This is a genomic window from Psychromicrobium ferritrahens, assembly GCF_043789415.1.
In the GTDB taxonomy this organism is placed as follows: domain Bacteria; phylum Actinomycetota; class Actinomycetes; order Actinomycetales; family Micrococcaceae; genus Renibacterium.
In genome coordinates, this window is sequence record NZ_JBDLLW010000001.1 from 1,216,019 (window position 1) to 1,233,777 (window position 17,759).

At 60.6% G+C, this 17,759-nt stretch carries 8 protein-coding genes; 3 read left to right on the forward strand and 5 right to left on the reverse strand.

The window, feature by feature from the left end; all coding sequences use genetic code 11:
• Positions 1 to 61: 61 nt before the first annotated feature.
• On the forward strand, positions 62 to 316 hold the full coding sequence (locus ABDK06_RS05680; RefSeq protein ID WP_394939784.1) for a hypothetical protein: 255 nt from the start codon (positions 62 to 64) through the stop codon (positions 314 to 316).
• A 112-nt stretch (positions 317 to 428) separates the two neighbouring features.
• Here the strand turns inward: ABDK06_RS05680 and ABDK06_RS05685 are convergent, their stop codons facing one another.
• Positions 429 to 8,654 (reverse strand): DUF7927 domain-containing protein, encoded by an 8,226-nt coding sequence (locus ABDK06_RS05685; protein WP_394939786.1) that lies wholly within the window; start codon positions 8,652 to 8,654, stop codon positions 429 to 431.
• A 253-nt stretch (positions 8,655 to 8,907) separates the two neighbouring features.
• Between ABDK06_RS05685 and rarD the strand changes: the two genes are divergently transcribed.
• Positions 8,908 to 9,876, forward strand: a complete 969-nt coding sequence (gene rarD, locus ABDK06_RS05690; protein ID WP_394939788.1) for an EamA family transporter RarD — start codon at positions 8,908 to 8,910, stop codon at positions 9,874 to 9,876.
• Here rarD and ABDK06_RS05695 read toward each other — a convergent pair.
• The 3 genes from ABDK06_RS05695 to ABDK06_RS05705 form a co-directional block, all read right to left on the reverse strand.
• Positions 9,873 to 10,748 carry a universal stress protein gene (locus ABDK06_RS05695; protein WP_394939790.1) on the reverse strand — a complete coding sequence of 292 codons (876 nt, stop codon included), beginning with the start codon at positions 10,746 to 10,748 and terminating at the stop codon, positions 9,873 to 9,875. The genes rarD and ABDK06_RS05695 overlap by 4 nt on opposite strands.
• 83 nt (positions 10,749 to 10,831) lie before the next feature.
• Positions 10,832 to 12,190: a 4-aminobutyrate--2-oxoglutarate transaminase gene (gene gabT, locus ABDK06_RS05700; RefSeq protein ID WP_394939792.1), complete on the reverse strand. Its 1,359-nt coding sequence runs from the start codon at positions 12,188 to 12,190 to the stop codon at positions 10,832 to 10,834.
• Between the two features lie 340 nt (positions 12,191 to 12,530).
• On the reverse strand, positions 12,531 to 13,961 hold the full coding sequence (locus ABDK06_RS05705; protein ID WP_394939794.1) for a gamma-aminobutyraldehyde dehydrogenase: 1,431 nt from the start codon (positions 13,959 to 13,961) through the stop codon (positions 12,531 to 12,533).
• A 164-nt stretch (positions 13,962 to 14,125) separates the two neighbouring features.
• Between ABDK06_RS05705 and ABDK06_RS05710 the strand changes: the two genes are divergently transcribed.
• Positions 14,126 to 15,580, forward strand: a complete 1,455-nt coding sequence (locus ABDK06_RS05710; RefSeq protein WP_394939796.1) for a PucR family transcriptional regulator — start codon at positions 14,126 to 14,128, stop codon at positions 15,578 to 15,580.
• Between the two features lie 154 nt (positions 15,581 to 15,734).
• On the opposite strand, the gene ABDK06_RS05715 is transcribed toward ABDK06_RS05710, so the two are convergent.
• A complete protein-coding gene (locus ABDK06_RS05715) occupies positions 15,735 to 17,516 on the reverse strand; it encodes a S53 family peptidase (protein ID WP_394939798.1) in 1,782 nt (593 codons plus the stop codon).
• Positions 17,517 to 17,759 lie beyond the last annotated feature (243 nt).

Genomic DNA, 17,759 nt, shown 5'->3' on the forward strand with positions numbered 1-17,759 from the left:
TCACTAAACGAGCTCAACCCCTACTACCAAGTAATAGCTCATCACATTTTGGGGATTTATAGTGACTGATTACTTACCGCGGACCGTAGCACCGCGCCATTTTCACAGCGCACCGCAGCCTGAATCCAGGTTCACTCTCGGACCGGTTCACGCCGCCGCGTTCTTCGCTGTTTTGACAGCCACCTTCCTCATCGCCACTCTAGTACTGATCCTGGTCAGCCTCACACTGGGCCTAGCGGCATGGTGGATAGTGAGCCTGGCTGCCACTTTCCTCTGCGGAGCAGCGGCGGTCTGGCTGACCGCTAAATACCGCTGAACCGCCAAGCTCGGAAGCCACGGCACTCATCGAGTACCGTGGCTTCATTTTTTAATCGGATTTTGATCGCTGAGGGCGGGGAATGCTCCCCGCCCTCAGCGATCAATCAGCCTTAGTTCTTCCGGCGTCTCAGCCCGAAGCCCAGCAACAGCAGGATGCCGAGCAAGAATGCTCCCAGCGCCGTGACCAGCATCGGCATCAGGCCCTCAGCTCCGGTGTTCGGCAGGTTCGGCTTGACCGGCGGCACGACTCCCGGCACCTTGGGGTTGGTCGTGCAGTGCGGATCCTTCGGCGCACAAACCGCGGGCGGGGTATCGCCCGGGTTCAGCAGGAAGTTCGCCAGCACATTATCGCCCTTGGAGCTGTCAGGGTTCACCTTGACCTTATAAGTCACGGTCACCGTCTGACCAGCGGCCAGAGAACCCTTGACCGTGATCTTGCCATTCGAACCATCACTGACCGTCAGGGCCGGATCGGAGGACGTCGGTGCACTGATGAGTGCGGCATCATCGAGCACCTTGCTCAAGTCATCGACACGATTCACCGTGCCAGCGGCCGCTCCGACGTTCTTGAAGGTCAGCGTGTAGGTCAGCTCCTGACCGGCTTTCACCGGAGTCGTAGATGCCGGGTCCACCGATTTGAAGTCCTGCAACTGCGGCACCGGGTTCGTGGTGCAATGCACCGGCTGCGGGGTCGCGGCCGCTCTGGATAGACCACGGCCACCGGGTTGAGCCGGCGCTGGCGCCTCACAGCTCGTCGGCGGTTGCTGCCCTGGGTTCAACAGGAAGTTGGCCAGCACATTATCTCCGCGCGAACCATCGGCCTTGACCTTCACCTTGTAGGTCACAGTGACGATCTGGCCGGGCTTCAGGTCACCCTTGATGACGATCTGGCCGTTCTTGCCATCGGTCACCGAAAGTGCTGGATCGGAAGCCGCCGGGGCACTGATCAGGCTAGCGTCGTCAAGCACCTTGGTCAGGTCATCGACCCGATCCACTCCGCCGATGGCCGCACCGGTGTTCTTGAAGGTCAGCGTGTAGGTCAGTTCCTGACCCGCCACCACGGTGCTCCGGGATTCCGGATTCACGCTCTTTGAATCGGTCACCTCCGGCACCGGGTTGGTGGTGCAGTCCGGATTACCCGGCTCGCAGGTGGTCGGAGGAGTCTCCCCCGGATTGACCAGGAAGTTGCCCAGTACGTTATCTCCGCGGGAGCCATTCGGCTTGACCTTCACCTTGTAGGTCACGGTGACCGTCTGACCGGCGGCGAGAGTGCCCTTCACGGTGATCTTGCCATCAGCGCCGTCACTCACCGTGAGGACAGCATCGGAAGACGCCGGGGCCGAGGTGATCTCGGCGTCGTCAAGCACCTTCGTCAGATCGTCGACGCGATCAACGGTGCCAGCAGCAGCACCGGTGTTCTTGAAGGTCAGCGTGTAGGTCAGTTCTTGACCCGCCACTACGGTCGAACCCGACGCCGGGTCAACGCTCTTGGAGTCTTCCAGCTGTGGCACCGGGTTGGTGGTGCAATCCGGGTTGCCGGGCTCACAGGTCGCCGGCGGAGTCTCCCCCGGATTCACCAGGAAGTTGCCGAGAATATTGTCCCCACGAGAACCGTCAGCCTTCACCTTCACTTTGTAAGTCACGGTCACCGTCTGGTTGATGGCCAGGGTGCCCTTGATGGTGATCTTGCCATCGGCACCATCACTCACTGTGAGCGCGGCATCAGAAGCTACCGGGGCGGATGTGATCGTGGCGTCATCGAGCACCTTGCTCAGGTCATCGACCCGATCCACACCCACCGGTGCAGCGCCGACATTCTTGAAGGTCAGCGTGTAGGTCAGTTCCTGACCAGCCACCACGGTCGAACCCGACGCCGGATCCACCGACTTGAAGTCTTCCAACTGGGTCACCGGGTTGGTCGTGCAATCCGGATTACCCGGTACACAGGTGGTCGGCGGAGTCTCCCCGGGATTCACCAGGAAGTTGCCGAGAATATTGTCCCCACGAGAACCGTCGGCTTTCACCTTCACCTTATAAGTCACCGTCACCGTCTGACCGGCAGCCAAGGTGCCCTTCACCGTGATCTTGCCATCAGAACCGTCACTGACGGTCAAGGCAGGATCAGAAGAGACCGGGGCCGAAGTGATCTCGGCGTCGTCGAGCACCTTGGTGAGATCGTCGACCCGATCCACCGTGCCAGCAGCAGCACCGGTGTTCTTGAACGTCAAGGTATAGGTCAGCTCGCGTCCTGCTGAAACAGCGGTTCCGGAAGCCGGGTCAACGCTCTTGGAGTCCTCCAATTGAGGAACCGGGTTGGTCGTGCAATCCGGATTACCCGGTTCGCAGGTGGTCGGAGGAGTCTCACCCGGATCCACCAGGAAGTTCCCCAGCACATTGTCCCCACGAGAACCGTCAGCCTTGACCTTCACCTTATAAGTCACGGTCACCGTCTGACCGGCAGCCAAGGTGCCCTTCACAGTGATCTTGCCATCAGAACCGTTACTCACGGTCAAGGCAGGATCAGAAGAGACCGGAGCGGAACTGATCGTCGCGTCGTCCAGCACCTTCGTCAGATCGTCCACCCGGTCCACCGTGCCAGCAGCAGCACCGGTGTTCTTGAACGTCAAGGTATAGGTCAGTTCCTGACCAGCAAGTACCGTCGAACCCGACGCCGGATCAACGCTCTTAGAGTCCTCCAGCTGTGGCACCGGGTTCGTCGTGCAATCCGGATTACCCGGCTCACAAGTCGCCGGCGGAGTCTCACCCGGATTCACCAGGAAGTTCCCCAGCACATTATCGCCACGAGAACCGTCAGCCTTGACCTTCACTTTATAGGTCACGGTGACGATCTGACCGGCGTTAAGAGTTCCCTTCACCGTGATCTTGCCATTAGCGCCGTCACTCACCGTCAGAGCAGCATTAGAAGCCACTGGGGCGGAGCTGATCGCTGCATCATCCAGCACCTTGCTCAGATCGTCGACCCGATCAACCGTGCCAGCAGCAGCACCGGTGTTCTTGAACGTCAAGGTATAGGTCAGCTCCTGACCAGCAAGTACCGTGGACCCGGAAGCCGGATCAACGCTCTTAGAGTCCTCCAGCTGTGGCACCGGGTTCGTCGTGCAATCCGGATTACCCGGCTCACAAGTCGCCGGCGGAGTCTCACCCGGATTCACCAGGAAGTTCCCCAGCACATTATCGCCACGAGAACCGTCAGCCTTGACCTTCACTTTATAGGTCACGGTGACGATCTGACCGGCGTTAAGAGTTCCCTTCACCGTGATCTTGCCATTAGCGCCGTCACTCACCGTCAGAGCAGCATTAGAAGCCACTGGGGCGGAGCTGATCGCTGCATCATCCAGCACCTTGCTCAGATCGTCGACCCGATCAACCGTGCCAGCAGCAGCACCGGTGTTCTTGAACGTCAAGGTATAGGTCAGCTCCTGACCAGCAAGTACCGTGGACCCGGAAGCCGGATCAACGCTCTTAGAGTCCTCCAGCTGTGGCACCGGGTTCGTCGTGCAATCCGGATTACCCGGCTCACAAGTCGCCGGCGGAGTCTCACCCGGATTCACCAGGAAGTTCCCCAGCACATTATCGCCACGAGAACCATCAGCTTTCACCTTGACCTTATAAGTCACGGTCACCGTCTGGTTGACGGCCAGGGTGCCTTTAATGGTGATCTTGCCGTCAGCGCCGTCACTCACTGTGAGCGCGGCATCCGAGGACGCCGGGGCCGAAGTGATGTCGGCGTCGTCGAGCACCTTCGTCAGATCGTCAACCTTGTCAACGTTCACCGGGGCCGCGCCGACATTCTTGAAGGTCAGCGTGTAGGTCAGCTCCTGACCAGCCACCACCGTCGAACCCGACGCCGGATCAACGCTCTTGAAATCTTCCAGCTGGGTGATCGGGTTGGTCGTGCAGTCCGGGTTGCCGGGCTCGCAGGTGGTCGGCGGAGTCTCCCCCGGATTGACCAGGAAGTTCCCCAGCACGTTATCGCCACGAGAACCGTCGGCTTTCACCTTCACCTTATAAGTCACCGTGACCGTCTGACCGGCAGCCAAGGTGCCCTTGACCGTGATCTTGCCATCAGAACCATTACTCACGGTCAGCGCGGCATCGGAAGAGACCGGGGCGGAAGAAATCGTCGCGTCATCCAGCACCTTGGTCAGATCGTCGACCCGGTCCACGGTGCCAGCAGCAGCACCGGTGTTCTTGAAGGTCAGCGTGTAGGTCAGCTCCTGTCCGGCGGACACCGAACTTCCCGAGGTGGGATCAACGCTCTTGGAGTCTTCCAGCTGTGGCACGGGGTTGGTCGTGCAGTCCGGGTTGCCGGGTTCGCAGGTCGCCGGAGGAGTCTCGCCCGGATTCACCAGGAAGTTCCCCAGCACATTATCGCCACGAGAACCGTCAGCCTTGACCTTCACCTTATAAGTCACGGTCACCGTCTGACCGGCAGCCAAGGTGCCCTTGACCGTGATCTTGCCATCCGAACCATCGCTCACTACCAATGCAGCGTTCGACGCCGTTGGTGGGGCTGAGATGGTTGCGTCGTCGAGCACCTTGGTCAGGTCATCGACCCGATCCACACCCACCGGGGCCGCACCGACATTCTTGAAGGTCAAGGTGTAAGTCAGTTCCTGACCAGCCACCACGGTAGAACCCGATGCCGGGTCAACGCTCTTGAAATCTTCCAGCTGGGTGATCGGGTTGGTGGTACAGTCCGGGTTGCCCGGTTCGCAGGTCGCAGGCGGAGTCTCCCCCGGATTGACCAGGAAGTTCCCCAGCACATTATCGCCACGAGAACCGTCAGCCTTGACCTTCACTTTGTAGGTCACGGTCACCGTCTGACCGGCAGCGAGAGTTCCCTTCACAGTGATCTTGCCATCGGCACCATTGCTGACGGTCAGCGCGGCATCGGAGGAGACCGGTGCCGAGGTAATCTCGGCGTCGTCGAGCACCTTCGTCAGGTCATCCACCCGATCAACGCTGCCAGCAGCAGCACCGGTGTTCTTGAACGTCAGCGTGTAGGTCAGTTCCTGTCCGGCGGACACTGAACTTCCCGAGGCCGGATCAACAGACTTGGAATCCTCGAGCTGAGGAACCGGGTTGGTCGTGCAATCCGGATTACCCGGTTCGCAGGTTGCCGGCGGGGTCTCGCCCGGATTGACCAGGAAGTTCCCCAGCACATTATCGCCACGAGAACCATCAGCCTTGACCTTCACCTTATAAGTCACGGTCACCGTCTGACCGGCGGCGAGAGTGCCCTTCACAGTGATCTTGCCGTCGGTACCATTGCTCACCACTAATGCAGCGTTCGAGGACACTGGGGCCGAGGAGATGGTCGCATCGTCGAGCACCTTCGTCAGGTCATCCACGCGATCAACGGTGCCAGCAGCAGCACCGGTGTTCTTGAAGGTCAGCGTGTAAGTCAGTTCCTGACCAGCCACCACCGTCGAACCCGACGCCGGGTTCACCGACTTCGAATCCTCGAGCTGTGGCACCGGGTTGGTGGTGCAATCCGGATTACCCGGCTCGCAGGTCGCCGGAGGAGTCTCCCCCGGATTGACCAGGAAGTTCCCCAGCACATTATCGCCACGAGACCCGTCAGCCTTCACCTTCACTTTATAGGTCACGGTGACCGTCTGACCGGCGGCGAGAGTGCCCTTCACGGTGATCTTGCCATCAGAACCATTACTCACCGTGAGCGCCGCATCAGAGGAGACCGGGGCCGAGGTGATCTCGGCGTCGTCAAGCACCTTCGTCAGATCGTCGACCCGATCAACGGTGCCAGCAGCAGCACCGGTGTTCTTGAAGGTCAGCGTGTAGGTCAGTTCTTGACCCGCCACTACGGTCGAACCAGATGCCGGGTTCACCGACTTCGAATCCTCGAGCTGTGGCACCGGGTTGGTGGTGCAATCCGGATTGCCCGGTTCGCAGGTTGCCGGCGGAGTCTCGCCCGGATTGACCAGGAAGTTCCCGAGAATATTGTCCCCACGGGAGCCGTCAGGCTTGACCTTCACTTTGTAGGTCACGGTGACCGTTTGGCCTACCGCCAGGGTTCCCTTGATGGTGATCTTGCCGTCGGCACCGTTGCTCACCACTAATGCAGCGTTCGAGGACACTGGGGCCGAGGAGATGGTTGCGTCGTCGAGCACCTTGGTCAGGTCATCGATCCGATCCACACCCACCGGGGCCGCGCCGACGTTCTTGAAGGTCAGCGTGTAAGTCAGTTCCTGACCAGCCACCACCGTCGAGCCAGACGCCGGATCAACGCTCTTGAAGTCTTCCAGCTGGGTCACCGGGTTGGTCGTGCAATCCGGATTACCCGGTACACAGGTAGTCGGCGGAGTCTCCCCGGGATTCACCAGGAAGTTGCCGAGAATATTGTCCCCACGAGAACCGTCGGCTTTCACCTTCACCTTATAAGTCACCGTGACCGTCTGACCGGCAGCCAAGGTGCCCTTCACAGTGATCTTGCCATCAGAACCGTTACTCACGGTCAAGGCAGGATCGGAAGAGACCGGAGCGGAACTGATCGTCGCGTCGTCCAGCACCTTCGTCAGATCGTCCACCCGGTCCACCGTGCCAGCAGCAGCACCGGTGTTCTTGAACGTCAGCGTGTAGGTCAATTCCTGACCAGCCACCACCGAGGTGCCCGAAGCAGGATTCACGGACTTCGAATCCTCCAACTGCGGAACCGTCGTCGTGGTGGTGCAGTTCACATCGCCGGAACCGGCCTGGCAGTTGCTGCCGCCGGTGACGATGTTCTTCAGGGTGTTATTACCCCGAGAACCATCGGCCTTGACCGTGACGCTGTAGTTCAGCGTGACAGTCGCACCAATGGCCAACGGGCCTGACCAGGACAAGGTCGGAGCTGAGTAGCTGGGTGCCGGAGCGGTGCCGGGAGTTGCCGTGGCATCGTTATTGTAGTTCGCATCATCGAGCACATTGCTCAGATTGTCGGTGATCGATGCCGGGTTGCCGACGGTGTAAGGAACCTGGCCGGTATTGGTCAGTACCACCGAGTAGTTGACCTTATCCCCAGCTTTGGCATTCGGCTTATCTACGGTCTTCTTCACCGAAAAGGACTGTGGTTTGGCGACATTGGTGAAGGTGCACTCAACATTGCCACCGCTCGGATTATCGGAGCGGGGGTAGGTGAAGGAAGTGGTGATGCCGTTGCCGCTGGCCACCACGTCATTGCTATTGTTCAGGTCAATACAGCGGTAGCTGCTGACATAGTTGCTCAAGCTGGTGCTTCCGGCGGCGGTTTCACTCACCGTGTAGGTTCGGTTCTCCAGGGTGAGCACCGGTCCCGCTACTTGGCTCTGCACACCGTTGGCGGTGCCCGCAGTGGTCGCGGTGTTACCAGAACTAATACCGTTTCCGGTGATCTGCAAGCCGAATTGATCGGTCGGCAGGATGCGACCTTGCACATTCTTCTTGATGCTCAAGGTGTTCGGTGCAGCACAGCTGGCGAAGTCACTGGGCGAATAGCCGTTCGGCAACGTGAAGGTGCCGCTGATCGCGCCATTGCCGGGATCCACCCGGGTGACAACACTGCCGGAACTCACGTAGAGATAGCCGTCCGAGGCGAAAGCAATCGCGGGGCTATTGGTGCCGGAAGGCAGCACAGCCAGCGTGGTCAGGGAAATCGTAGCGTTACCTGCGGTGGTGGGCACGGTTGAGGTGGCCCGGTACAACCGGTCGCCAGCGACGACATAAAGATTGCCGCTGGTATCGAAAGCGAAGTCACCGTTACCGCCAGCTGGCGCGAAATCGGGGGCAAGGGTACCGATTTTGCCGACCAAGGTCTGATTCACTGTGTCAAAGACGTAGACAGTGCCATTGGCCCCGGCGTTAGAGAGGTAGAACAAACCGTTGACCGGATTGATCGCTCCACGGATGGTGCGGTCGCCAAGGTTAGTGGGTATTTCGGTGTATGTTCCAGCCACCACGTCGTGAATCACGATCGGGTAGCGCTTAGAAGCATCATTGCGGTAGCTATAGGTGAATTTTCCATCCGCGGACATGCCCAGGCTGTTATCGCCGATCTGACCGGTGCTGATCGCGACCGGGCTGGTGGCACCGGTATCGGTATTGATCGCGGTCAGCACACCGTTACCGGTTGAGCTGCTGTTCACCGCGTAGATGGTACCGATACAGCTCAGGGGCGGATTGACGGCCTCTGGAGCGGCGGGCAGGGCCTTGGCCGAGGAGGTACTAGCTGGGGTTGCCGCGGTAGCGGCCACCGGCATTGCGACGAGCCCTAGAACGGCCACCGAGAGAACAATGAAAAAAGTGAAAATCCGTGACCATAGAGCATCGATGCGCATGCGTTTCCCCAATTAGTATTCGTTCGTAGAGTCCTGAGCTATTGCGGGAGGTGAATTTCACGGCCCCAACCCGTAACGAAATTACACCCCGACAAATGATAGCAGACGTATATGACTGAAATTCATTTGGCAGGAAGCCAGCGTCTCCTAGCGCAATAATCTGGCTGAGCTGAGCCGCCCCCAAACCGCCTCTTCCGCCGAGCCGATCCCGGTAATAGTGGAATTTGCTGGAAGCAACTGATGTTATTGCTGTGTGAGCCGTCCCCCATTCGCAGCTTCCGCAGCGGTCTCCAAATCAGAGAATTCCAGTCTCGGCGTGCTCTACGGGATCGCCGCCTACGGTCTGTGGGGATTGCTGCCGATCTACTTCGTGATGCTCAAACCAGCGGATTCCGTGGAGATTGTCGCCAATAGGGTTCTCTTTTCCTTGGTTTTTTGCGCTCTGCTGCTCACCGTGACCAAGGGCTGGCCGGCTTTCTCGCACGTCGTGCGATCGCCTCGGCTGCTGGGCACTCTGGCGGTTGCCGCGGTCTTGATCGCGATCAACTGGCTCACCTACACCTACGGTGTCACCACGGGTCACGCGATTGAGAGTTCGCTCGGTTACTTCATCAACCCGCTGGTTTCGGTCTTGCTCGGCGTCCTGGTACTCAAGGAACGGCTACGGCCTCTGCAATGGCTGGCGGTCGGCATCGGCTTTGCCGCCGTGGTGGAGCTCACCGTCGCTTATGGGCAGCTGCCCTGGATCGCCCTGGTACTGGCATTGAGCTTCGGAGTCTACGGTTTCGTGAAGAAGAGAGTGGGCCCGCGTGTGACGGCGGTGACCTCCTTGAGCGTGGAGACCGCCCTGCTCGCGCCGATCGCGGCAGCGGTGATGGTAGTGCTGACCCTCAATGGCAGCGCGACCCTGGGTTCTGCCGGTGCCGGGCATTTCTGGTGGATGGCGGCTTCCGGGGTAATCACCGCAGTTCCGCTGCTGTTCTTCGGTGCCTCAGCCCGCAGATTATCGATGACCACCATCGGACTCCTGCAATACTTCGCCCCGGTACTGCAGTTCCTGATCGCGGTGCTGTTCCTCAATGAGCAGATGAGCCTGGAACGCTGGATCGGTTTCGGCGTGGTCTGGCTGGCCCTTCTGGTGCTGACCATCGATATGCTGCTGACCGTGCGCAATCACGCCGCGCTGCGCCGGGAAGCAGCTACGGCATCTACCGAGACTTAGACGGTGGAATCCACCCGCTCATAATCGCGCGGCACTACGACCATCGGCACCGGGAGGGCCCGCAGCACCTTATTTGCGGTGCTGCCCAGGAACAATAGATTCTTCTGTGCTAGGCGTGAAGAACCGACAATGACCACTTCACCGTCGTCCCAACCGATGGAGTCGATGGCGGCCTCAATGCTGCGGCCATGAGCCAAGGTTGCGGTGGCCTGGCCCTCGTGCAGCCGGGCAGCCGCCATCGCCAAAACCGTATTAACGTGCTGCCGAGCGGGGCTCAGCGGGTTATCCAGTTCAAATTCCTGCTGTTTGAGCTCGTCCAGTTCGAGCAGCGAAACCAGTCGTAGTGGCACCCCGCGCCGCGCCGCTGATTCGATCGCGACGTCGATAGCGGCCTGAGCGCCCTGCCGGGTACCCACCATGAGGGTCAGTCGGGTCAGCGGTTCCCGGCGCTGGTATCCACGAGGAGCCAACGCCACCGGAACGGGGGAAGCGTGCAGCAGGCCATTGGCGATGGAGCCGACCGTGAACCGCTTGAAAAGCCCATTGCTGGTGGCACCGATCACGATCAGACCGGCCTGGTACTCTACGGCGGCCTCGATCAGTCCGGCGGCAAAGGAATCGGCTTCCCGGACGTGGAACTCGGCCTCGACGTCGTCCGGCACCTCTTTGAGCGCCTTGCCTCGCGCGATCAGTACCGCCTGATCGGCGGGGCTGAGCAACTCCCCACCCGGGGTGACAGCCTGATACGGGTTGTCCTCATTGAAGACATAAACCACATCCAGTGCGGCGCCCTGAGTCCGTGCAATGGCAGAGGCCAGCGCAATCGCATCGGCACCGCGTTCATTCGGAGTGTATCCAACCACGTATCGCATATCCGAACCTTACCTGCTAATTCACAGGCTGTCCCGGCTTTGAAACGATGTCGCCCAAAAGCCGGAACAGCCCGCTGGCCCGGTTAGGCCTTGCGAATGGCCTCCTCAAGCACGTCGAGGCCATCGGCGAGCAACTCCTCGCTGATCACCAGGGGTGGCAGCAGCCGGACCACATTGCCATAGGTACCGCAGGTCAGGATGACCACACCGGCCTGCAGACAGGCAGCGGCAATCGCTTTGGTAGCTTCCGGATGGGGTTCCTTGGTGGTCTGCGCGGTGCCCGGCTTGACGAGTTCGACGGCGAGCATGGCTCCGCGGCCCCGGATGTCGCCGATGATGCCCTGCGCCCCCAGCTCTTCGGCGAGCTTGTGCAAACGGCCCAGCACCAGATCCTCAATCCGCTGTGCGCGGGAGTTGAGGTCGTACTCCTCCATCGAGCGGATCGCGGCCAAGGCAGCAGCGCACGCAATCGGGTTGCCGCCATAGGTGCCGCCGAGGCCGCCGGGGTGCACGGCGTCGAGCAGTTCCGCCCGACCGGTCACCGCGCTGAGCGGCAGACCGCCCGCGATGCCCTTCGCCATGGTGATCAGGTCGGGCACCACGCCCTCGTGCTGACTGGCGAACCAGGCACCGGTGCGGCAGAAGCCGGACTGCACTTCATCGGCGATGAAGACGATGCCCTTCTCCTTGGCCCAGGTAGCCAGAGTCGGCAGGAAACCCTCGGCGGGAACGATGAAGCCGCCTTCGCCCTGCACCGGTTCAATCAGCAGGGCCGCCACTTGGTCACCACCGATCTGCTTCTCGATCATCGTGATGGCGCGCTGCGCAGCCTCTTCACCTTTGATGTCCGCTTCCTCACGGTACGGGTAGCTCATCGGCACCCGGTAGATTTCCGGCGCGAAGGGACCGAACCCGGTCTTATAGGGCATCGCCTTCGCGGTGAGCGCCATGGTCAGGTTGGTGCGTCCGTGATAGGCGTGGTCGAAGGCGACGACGGCGTCCCGGCCGGTGGCCAGCCGGGCGATCTTCACCGCGTTCTCCACTGCTTCGGCGCCGGAGTTGAACAGCACCGAACGCTTCTCATGATCGCCGGGGGTCAGCCGGGCGAGTTCCTCGGCGAGCTGCACATAGCCCTCGTAGGGGGTGACCATGAAGCAGGTATGAGTGAAGTGCGCAGCCTGCTCGGCAACTGCCCCGACGACGGCGGCGTCCGAAGCGCCCACCGAGGTCACCGCGATTCCGGACCCCAGGTCGATGAACGAATTGCCGTCCACGTCGTGGATGATGCCGCCGTCGGCGTCGGCCACGTAGACCGGCACGCTCGAAGCGACGCCGCCCGCCACGACCTTCTTCCGCCGCTCGGCGAGCGCCGCCGACTTAGGCCCAGGGAAGTCGCCCAGAATCCTGCGCTTCTGTTCGAGTCGGTACTGAATATCTGCCATCTTCGTGCCTTTCAGGTCTATGGAAAATCGAGTTGCTCATTGGGGTAGCGCGTGTTCTGGTCGGGGCGCTGGCTTTCCGCCGCTTAGACACGGTCTTCGCCTGTCGACTTCGTCGCCATGCGGTGATCCCGCGATGCGCGGCTACAAAAACCAGCTTCCCCACCATTGGTCACGGAGGTGTTTCCGAAAGCCGCGCATCGCGACCCCGAGCGTGGCGCTAAGAGAGCAAACAGGGTTCCCTGGCCGAGCTTGCGAGGTTAGGGAGTTTGCGAACGGCGACACGGTGGATCGTGTCTAAGCGGCGGGGAAACACCATAGTGACCAAAGACGTCATCTGGAACTACGCGTCGAGGGAGGACATCACGTGTTTGATCCGGGTGTAGTCCTCGACGCCGTACATCGAGAGGTCCTTGCCGTAGCCGGACTGTTTGAATCCGCCGTGCGGCATCTCGGCGGTGAGCATAATGTGCGTGTTGATCCAGACCGCACCGAAATCCAGGTCGCGAGAGACCCGCATCGCGGTGCCGTGGTCCGAGGTCCAGACCGAAGAGGCGAGCGCGTATTCGACGTCGTTCGCTAGTTCGAGCGCCTCTTCCTCGGTGCTGAAGCTCTGCACTGTGATCACCGGGCCGAAGGTCTCCCGCTGCACGATGTCGTCGCTCTGCTTGACGTCGGTGATCACGGTGGGGGCGTAGAAGAAGCCCTTCTCCCCCACTCGGTGGCCCCCGGTGACCACGGTGGCGTACTCGGGGAGCGAATCGACGGCCTTGCTCACCGCGGCGAAATGATTGATGTTGTTCAGCGGACCGTAGTAGTTCTCACTGTCATCTTGGCTACCGGTGTGCAGGCCTTCCGCCGCGGTTTTGAGCAGTCCGAGGAATTCATCCTGAGCGGCGTCCTGCACCAATACCCGGGTCACCGCGGTGCAGTCTTGCCCGGCGTTGAAGAAAGCGAATTCGGCGAGCGCCTGAGCGGTCTTCGGCAGATCAGCATCGGCGAAGACGATGGCCGGTGCCTTGCCGCCGAGTTCCAGGTGCGCGCGCTTGAGGCCTTGTGCAGCACCGCTGGCCACCGCGATACCGGCGCGCACCGAACCGGTGATCGAAACCATGGCTGGGGTTTTGTGCGCCACCATGGCGGCTCCGGTCTCACCGTTGCCCAGCAGTACGTTGAACACTCCGGCGGGGAAGATATCTCTGATCAGCTCCGCGAGTACCAGGGTGCTTTCCGGCGTGGTGTCGGAGGGCTTGAGCACGATGGTGTTGCCAGCAGCCAGTGCGGGGCCGATCTTCCAGATCGCCATCAGCAGCGGATAATTCCAGGGCGTCACCTGAGCGATCACCCCTACTGCTTCGCGGCGCACATAGGAAGTGAAGCCTTCCATGTATTCGCCCGCGCTCTTGCCTTCCAGTACTCTGGCGGCACCGGCGAAGAAGCGGAGCTGGTTCGCACCCGCGGCGACCTCTTCGTCGGCGATCAGCTGGCGGACCTGGCCGGTATTGCGGTGCTGGGCTTCCACCAGCTCGTCGCTGCGAGCTTCCATGGCATCGGCTAACTTGAGCAGCAGCAGTTGCCGCTCGGCGGGCGTCGTGCGCTTCCAGCTCTTGAAGGCCGTGGCGGCCGCGGCCATTGCGGCGTCGATGTCCTCGGCACTGGAGAGCGGGGCGCTGGCCACGATCTCCTCGGTGGCCGGATTGACGATATCGAGTGCCCCGGCTCCGCTGGGAGCGCGGAATTCGCCGTTGATGAAGTTCTGCAAAATGTTGACCACGGTGTTCAACCTTACTGATGACTGGGTGCTAGCTGGCGGGTAAATCGGGAATTTCACCTGATTGTGAGCGTAGGGGACGTTTTCCCACCGAGGAATGGATGATTGCACTACCAAGATGGGTATTGCTAGTGCGTTTGTATAGTTGCTATCGGTAGATTAGTGCCATGGCAATCACCCTCAGCACCCTCTTAGCGGAATCGACCTTGAAGTTGAGCAGGCTCGGCTCCGCAACGAGTACCTTGGAAGCTCCGATCTCCTGGGTGGCCGTGACTGAACTGGAGAATCCGCAACCGTTTCTCAGCGGCGCCGAACTGGTTCTCACCACCGGAGCCAGGCTCAGCACCGCTGCCGCACAGCGGGTCTTCGTTCGCCAGGTGCAGCGAGCCGGAGCCGTGGGCATCGGCTTCGGCGTAGGGCTGGGGCATGACAGCGTGCCGCAGGCGCTGCTCGCGGAAGCCAATCGCTGGGCGGTTCCAGTGGTTGAGATCCCTTATCAGACTCCCTTCCTGGCGATCAGCAAACTGGTGGCCGACGCTTTGAGCGCCGAGCACTACACGAGGCTGGAAAATCTGCTCTCGGGCCATCAGCTGCTTGCCAAGTCGCTGCTGAGCACCAATCCGGCGCATGGCAGTGGACTGGCTTCGCTGTTGAACGCGCTGCGCCGCCTGGTGAACACCGATGTCGCCCTTGAACAATTCCATACCGAGATCTTCAACAGCTCTCCGGGCGATGATCCCAACGATGATGAGTGGCTTCCGGTGCCGGTGCCCACCGGCAAACGCGACGCTTGCACGCTGTGGCTGCGCAGACCTTTTGCCGAGGAAGGGCATCGGGGCGGAATCGTGGACTATGCCAAGGGCCTGGTGAGCATCGAATTGGCAAATCAGACCCAGCGCCGGCAAGACAGCAGACTGCTGGCGGGACAGGTGATGCAGGATGTGCTGCACAGCGCACTGCCAGAAGGAGAAATCGCCGCCAGGCTGCGCGGAATACAGATCAACCCGGCTGTGAAGAACGTGATCCTGCTGATCTCCGCCCCTGAGCAGAAACGCCAGCTACTCAGTGGGATGTCGCTGCCCGCAGCTTTCGACGCCGCGGTGAGTGCGGTGGTGGAGGGCGAGCTACTGCTCATTGTGCCGAGCTCAGCGGGAGATTCTGGTGTTCTGGCACGGCAGCTCTCCCGGTATTTACAGGGGGCGGGAGTAAGCGTGCAGATCGGCATCGGGGGAAGCTATGCTCAGGCCAATGGACTGCGCTGGAGTTATTTCGAGGCCAGGGAAGCGGCCAGCCGAGGGCTGGCGGTCAATGAGCCCGAACGGCTATCCCTGACCTCGCTGCTCTTGGCGAGTGAGGATGTGCCGATGAACGATATGGCGGCGGAGACCCTGGGGCCGCTGATTGACTTCGATGCTCGGCACAATGCAGAGCTTCTGATGACCTTGGAGAGCTACCTTCAACTCAATGGTTCCCTCGCGGCGGTAGCTGAATCACTGTCCTTGCACCGCAATACGGTGAGATACCGACTCACCCAGATCGCCGAGCTGACAGGTTATGACCCGGCGATCACCGCTGATCGAGTGCAGCTCTGGCTGGCCTTGTCGGTGCGCCAGCTCTCCTGATCCGGCTTCGGTTCAGAACTCTGCCCTCGGACGCGTGGGCCCAGACGCCAAGACAATTAAAAACTTCGGGATAGCCCACTGTAGCGACAGTGAGCTATCCCGAGGTCAGTGGAACGTCCCGGAAGTCGGGCGTTCCAGTGGTGGTTTCAGCTACTTACTTCAGCAATCCGGTAGCGAAGTTCGGGAAGACCGGGCTGCCCCAACCGCTCGCCTTATCGAAACCAGTGGTCGCAGCATAGCTCGCAGCATTTCCCACGATGCTATTGGTACCGGAGGTCACGTCGTGGAACGCGCCCGCATCATCCGCGGCGATCTGGTAGATCAGCGGGTTGATATTACCGAACTTCACTCCGCCGCCCTTGACACTGGTGAGCGCCAGGAAAGCAGCGTTGAGCGGAGCGGCGGCGCTGGTTCCGGCGAAAGCCGTCCAACCGGGTCCCTTATCGTTACCGTTCTTATCGAACAGCTCGGTGTAGCCGGAGTACTGGTATTCCGCGGCAGCCGAGGAGATATCCGGGACCTGACGCTTCTGGTTCAGGTTGACGCCGACGCCGGTCTGCCAGGAGGGGCGGGTGAAGAACTTGGAGACGCCGCCACCACCGGCACCACGCCAGGTGTCGCCGTTATCGACATAGTCATTCCAGACCGTTTCGCTGGACCAGGCACCGGTACTGGAATCAATCGAGAGCCGGGTGCCGCCGACGCCGGTGACATTCGGATCAGATGACGGCGAATCCACGGTCAGCGCCGTGCTGCCCGAGGACCAATTGTCCGAGGCACCGTGATCACCGGCGGCTGAGAACACGGTGATTCCCTGAGCAGCGGCCTGCTTGAAGATATTGGACAGCGCCTGAACATGGCTCGAGCTGGTCGCTGCCTCGGGCAGTCCCCAGCTGCTGGAGATAATAGAAGCCCGGTTGTCGTTCACAATGGCGCCGTAGAGATCCAGATCAGCATTACCGGTATTGGGCGATTGGTAGTTGAGGATCTTCGCCTGAGGGGCGATGGCGTGCAGCACCTCGATGTCCAGGTCCACCTCGCCCTGTCCCTCGACGTCGGTCGGCCCGCCGTCGACGTTGACGTTCTCAACGGCCGGAGCGGAAATACCGTACTGCGCATCATAGGCTGCCGGGTTAGAGGCGTCGTGGCCGGAGAACTCCACCAGGGCGACGACGGCACCTGCGCCGTCATTGCCGCCCGTGATGGAGGCCGTGTTGTAAGCCTTCCTCAATTCGGCCGGGGTGAAGCCACCCTTAGGGCCGCTGCCCTGGTCGGTGCTCTTAGGTGCCAGAGTCTTGGCTTGCGCGGTTTTACCCGTAGCATCCGGGGAGGGCCGGGAAGCGGGTTTGAAAGGTGCCCGTTCATCCGTCAGCCCGGCGACGTTGGTGACCAAGGTGGCCACCGAGGAAGGGAGCTTCACCGCGCCTTCAGCGCCCACGAAGGTCCCGGTGGTCTCGGGGTCCTGATAAAGCGCCAGGTTGGTCGCGAAAGCGCTGGAAAGCTGGGCATTGGTGCCGGTGGCCGAGATGGACTGCTTTCCGGTGGCAATCGAATTCACCTGCAGACCGTGCGACTCCAGGAACTTGACCACTTGGTCAACGCTCTGCTGAGTCGGTCCGAACCGAGCTGAATACTCTTGAGGAGTGAGGTACTTCCGATAATCGGGTGAGCTCGGATTGCTCAGATTACTGAGCAACTGATTGAGCCCTTGGGGATCACGCGGCGCCAAAGCGATCTGAACCGTGCGCAGCTGAGTAGCCGGCGCGTTGGAGAGCTTATGGGCGATCGCGGCCTTCGGGGATTCCGAGCCGGGGATTGCAACTTCCGGAGGGGTGGGAGGCGCCGCCGTAGCGGCACTTGCCAGGCCTAGGAGAACTACTGGAACACTCAATGTTGAGGTGATCCGCAATGCCAGACGAGCTTTTTGTCGCGACATTATTTTCCTTCCCAATCTGCCAAAATGATGTTTGTTGGCCAAGATGATCTGTTCCGATCAACCGGTAGACAGATCTAAGCACTTCAATCTGGAAAATTCTGGGAAAAAGAAAGAATTCGAAATATAAGAAACAAAACTGAATACGAAATTAACTAAAACGACACAATTCCACATCTTGTGCACATCAAAGGTCTAGCTTCGTCACAGGAAGAGATGTTTCGCCATCTGCCACGGCCCGCATCT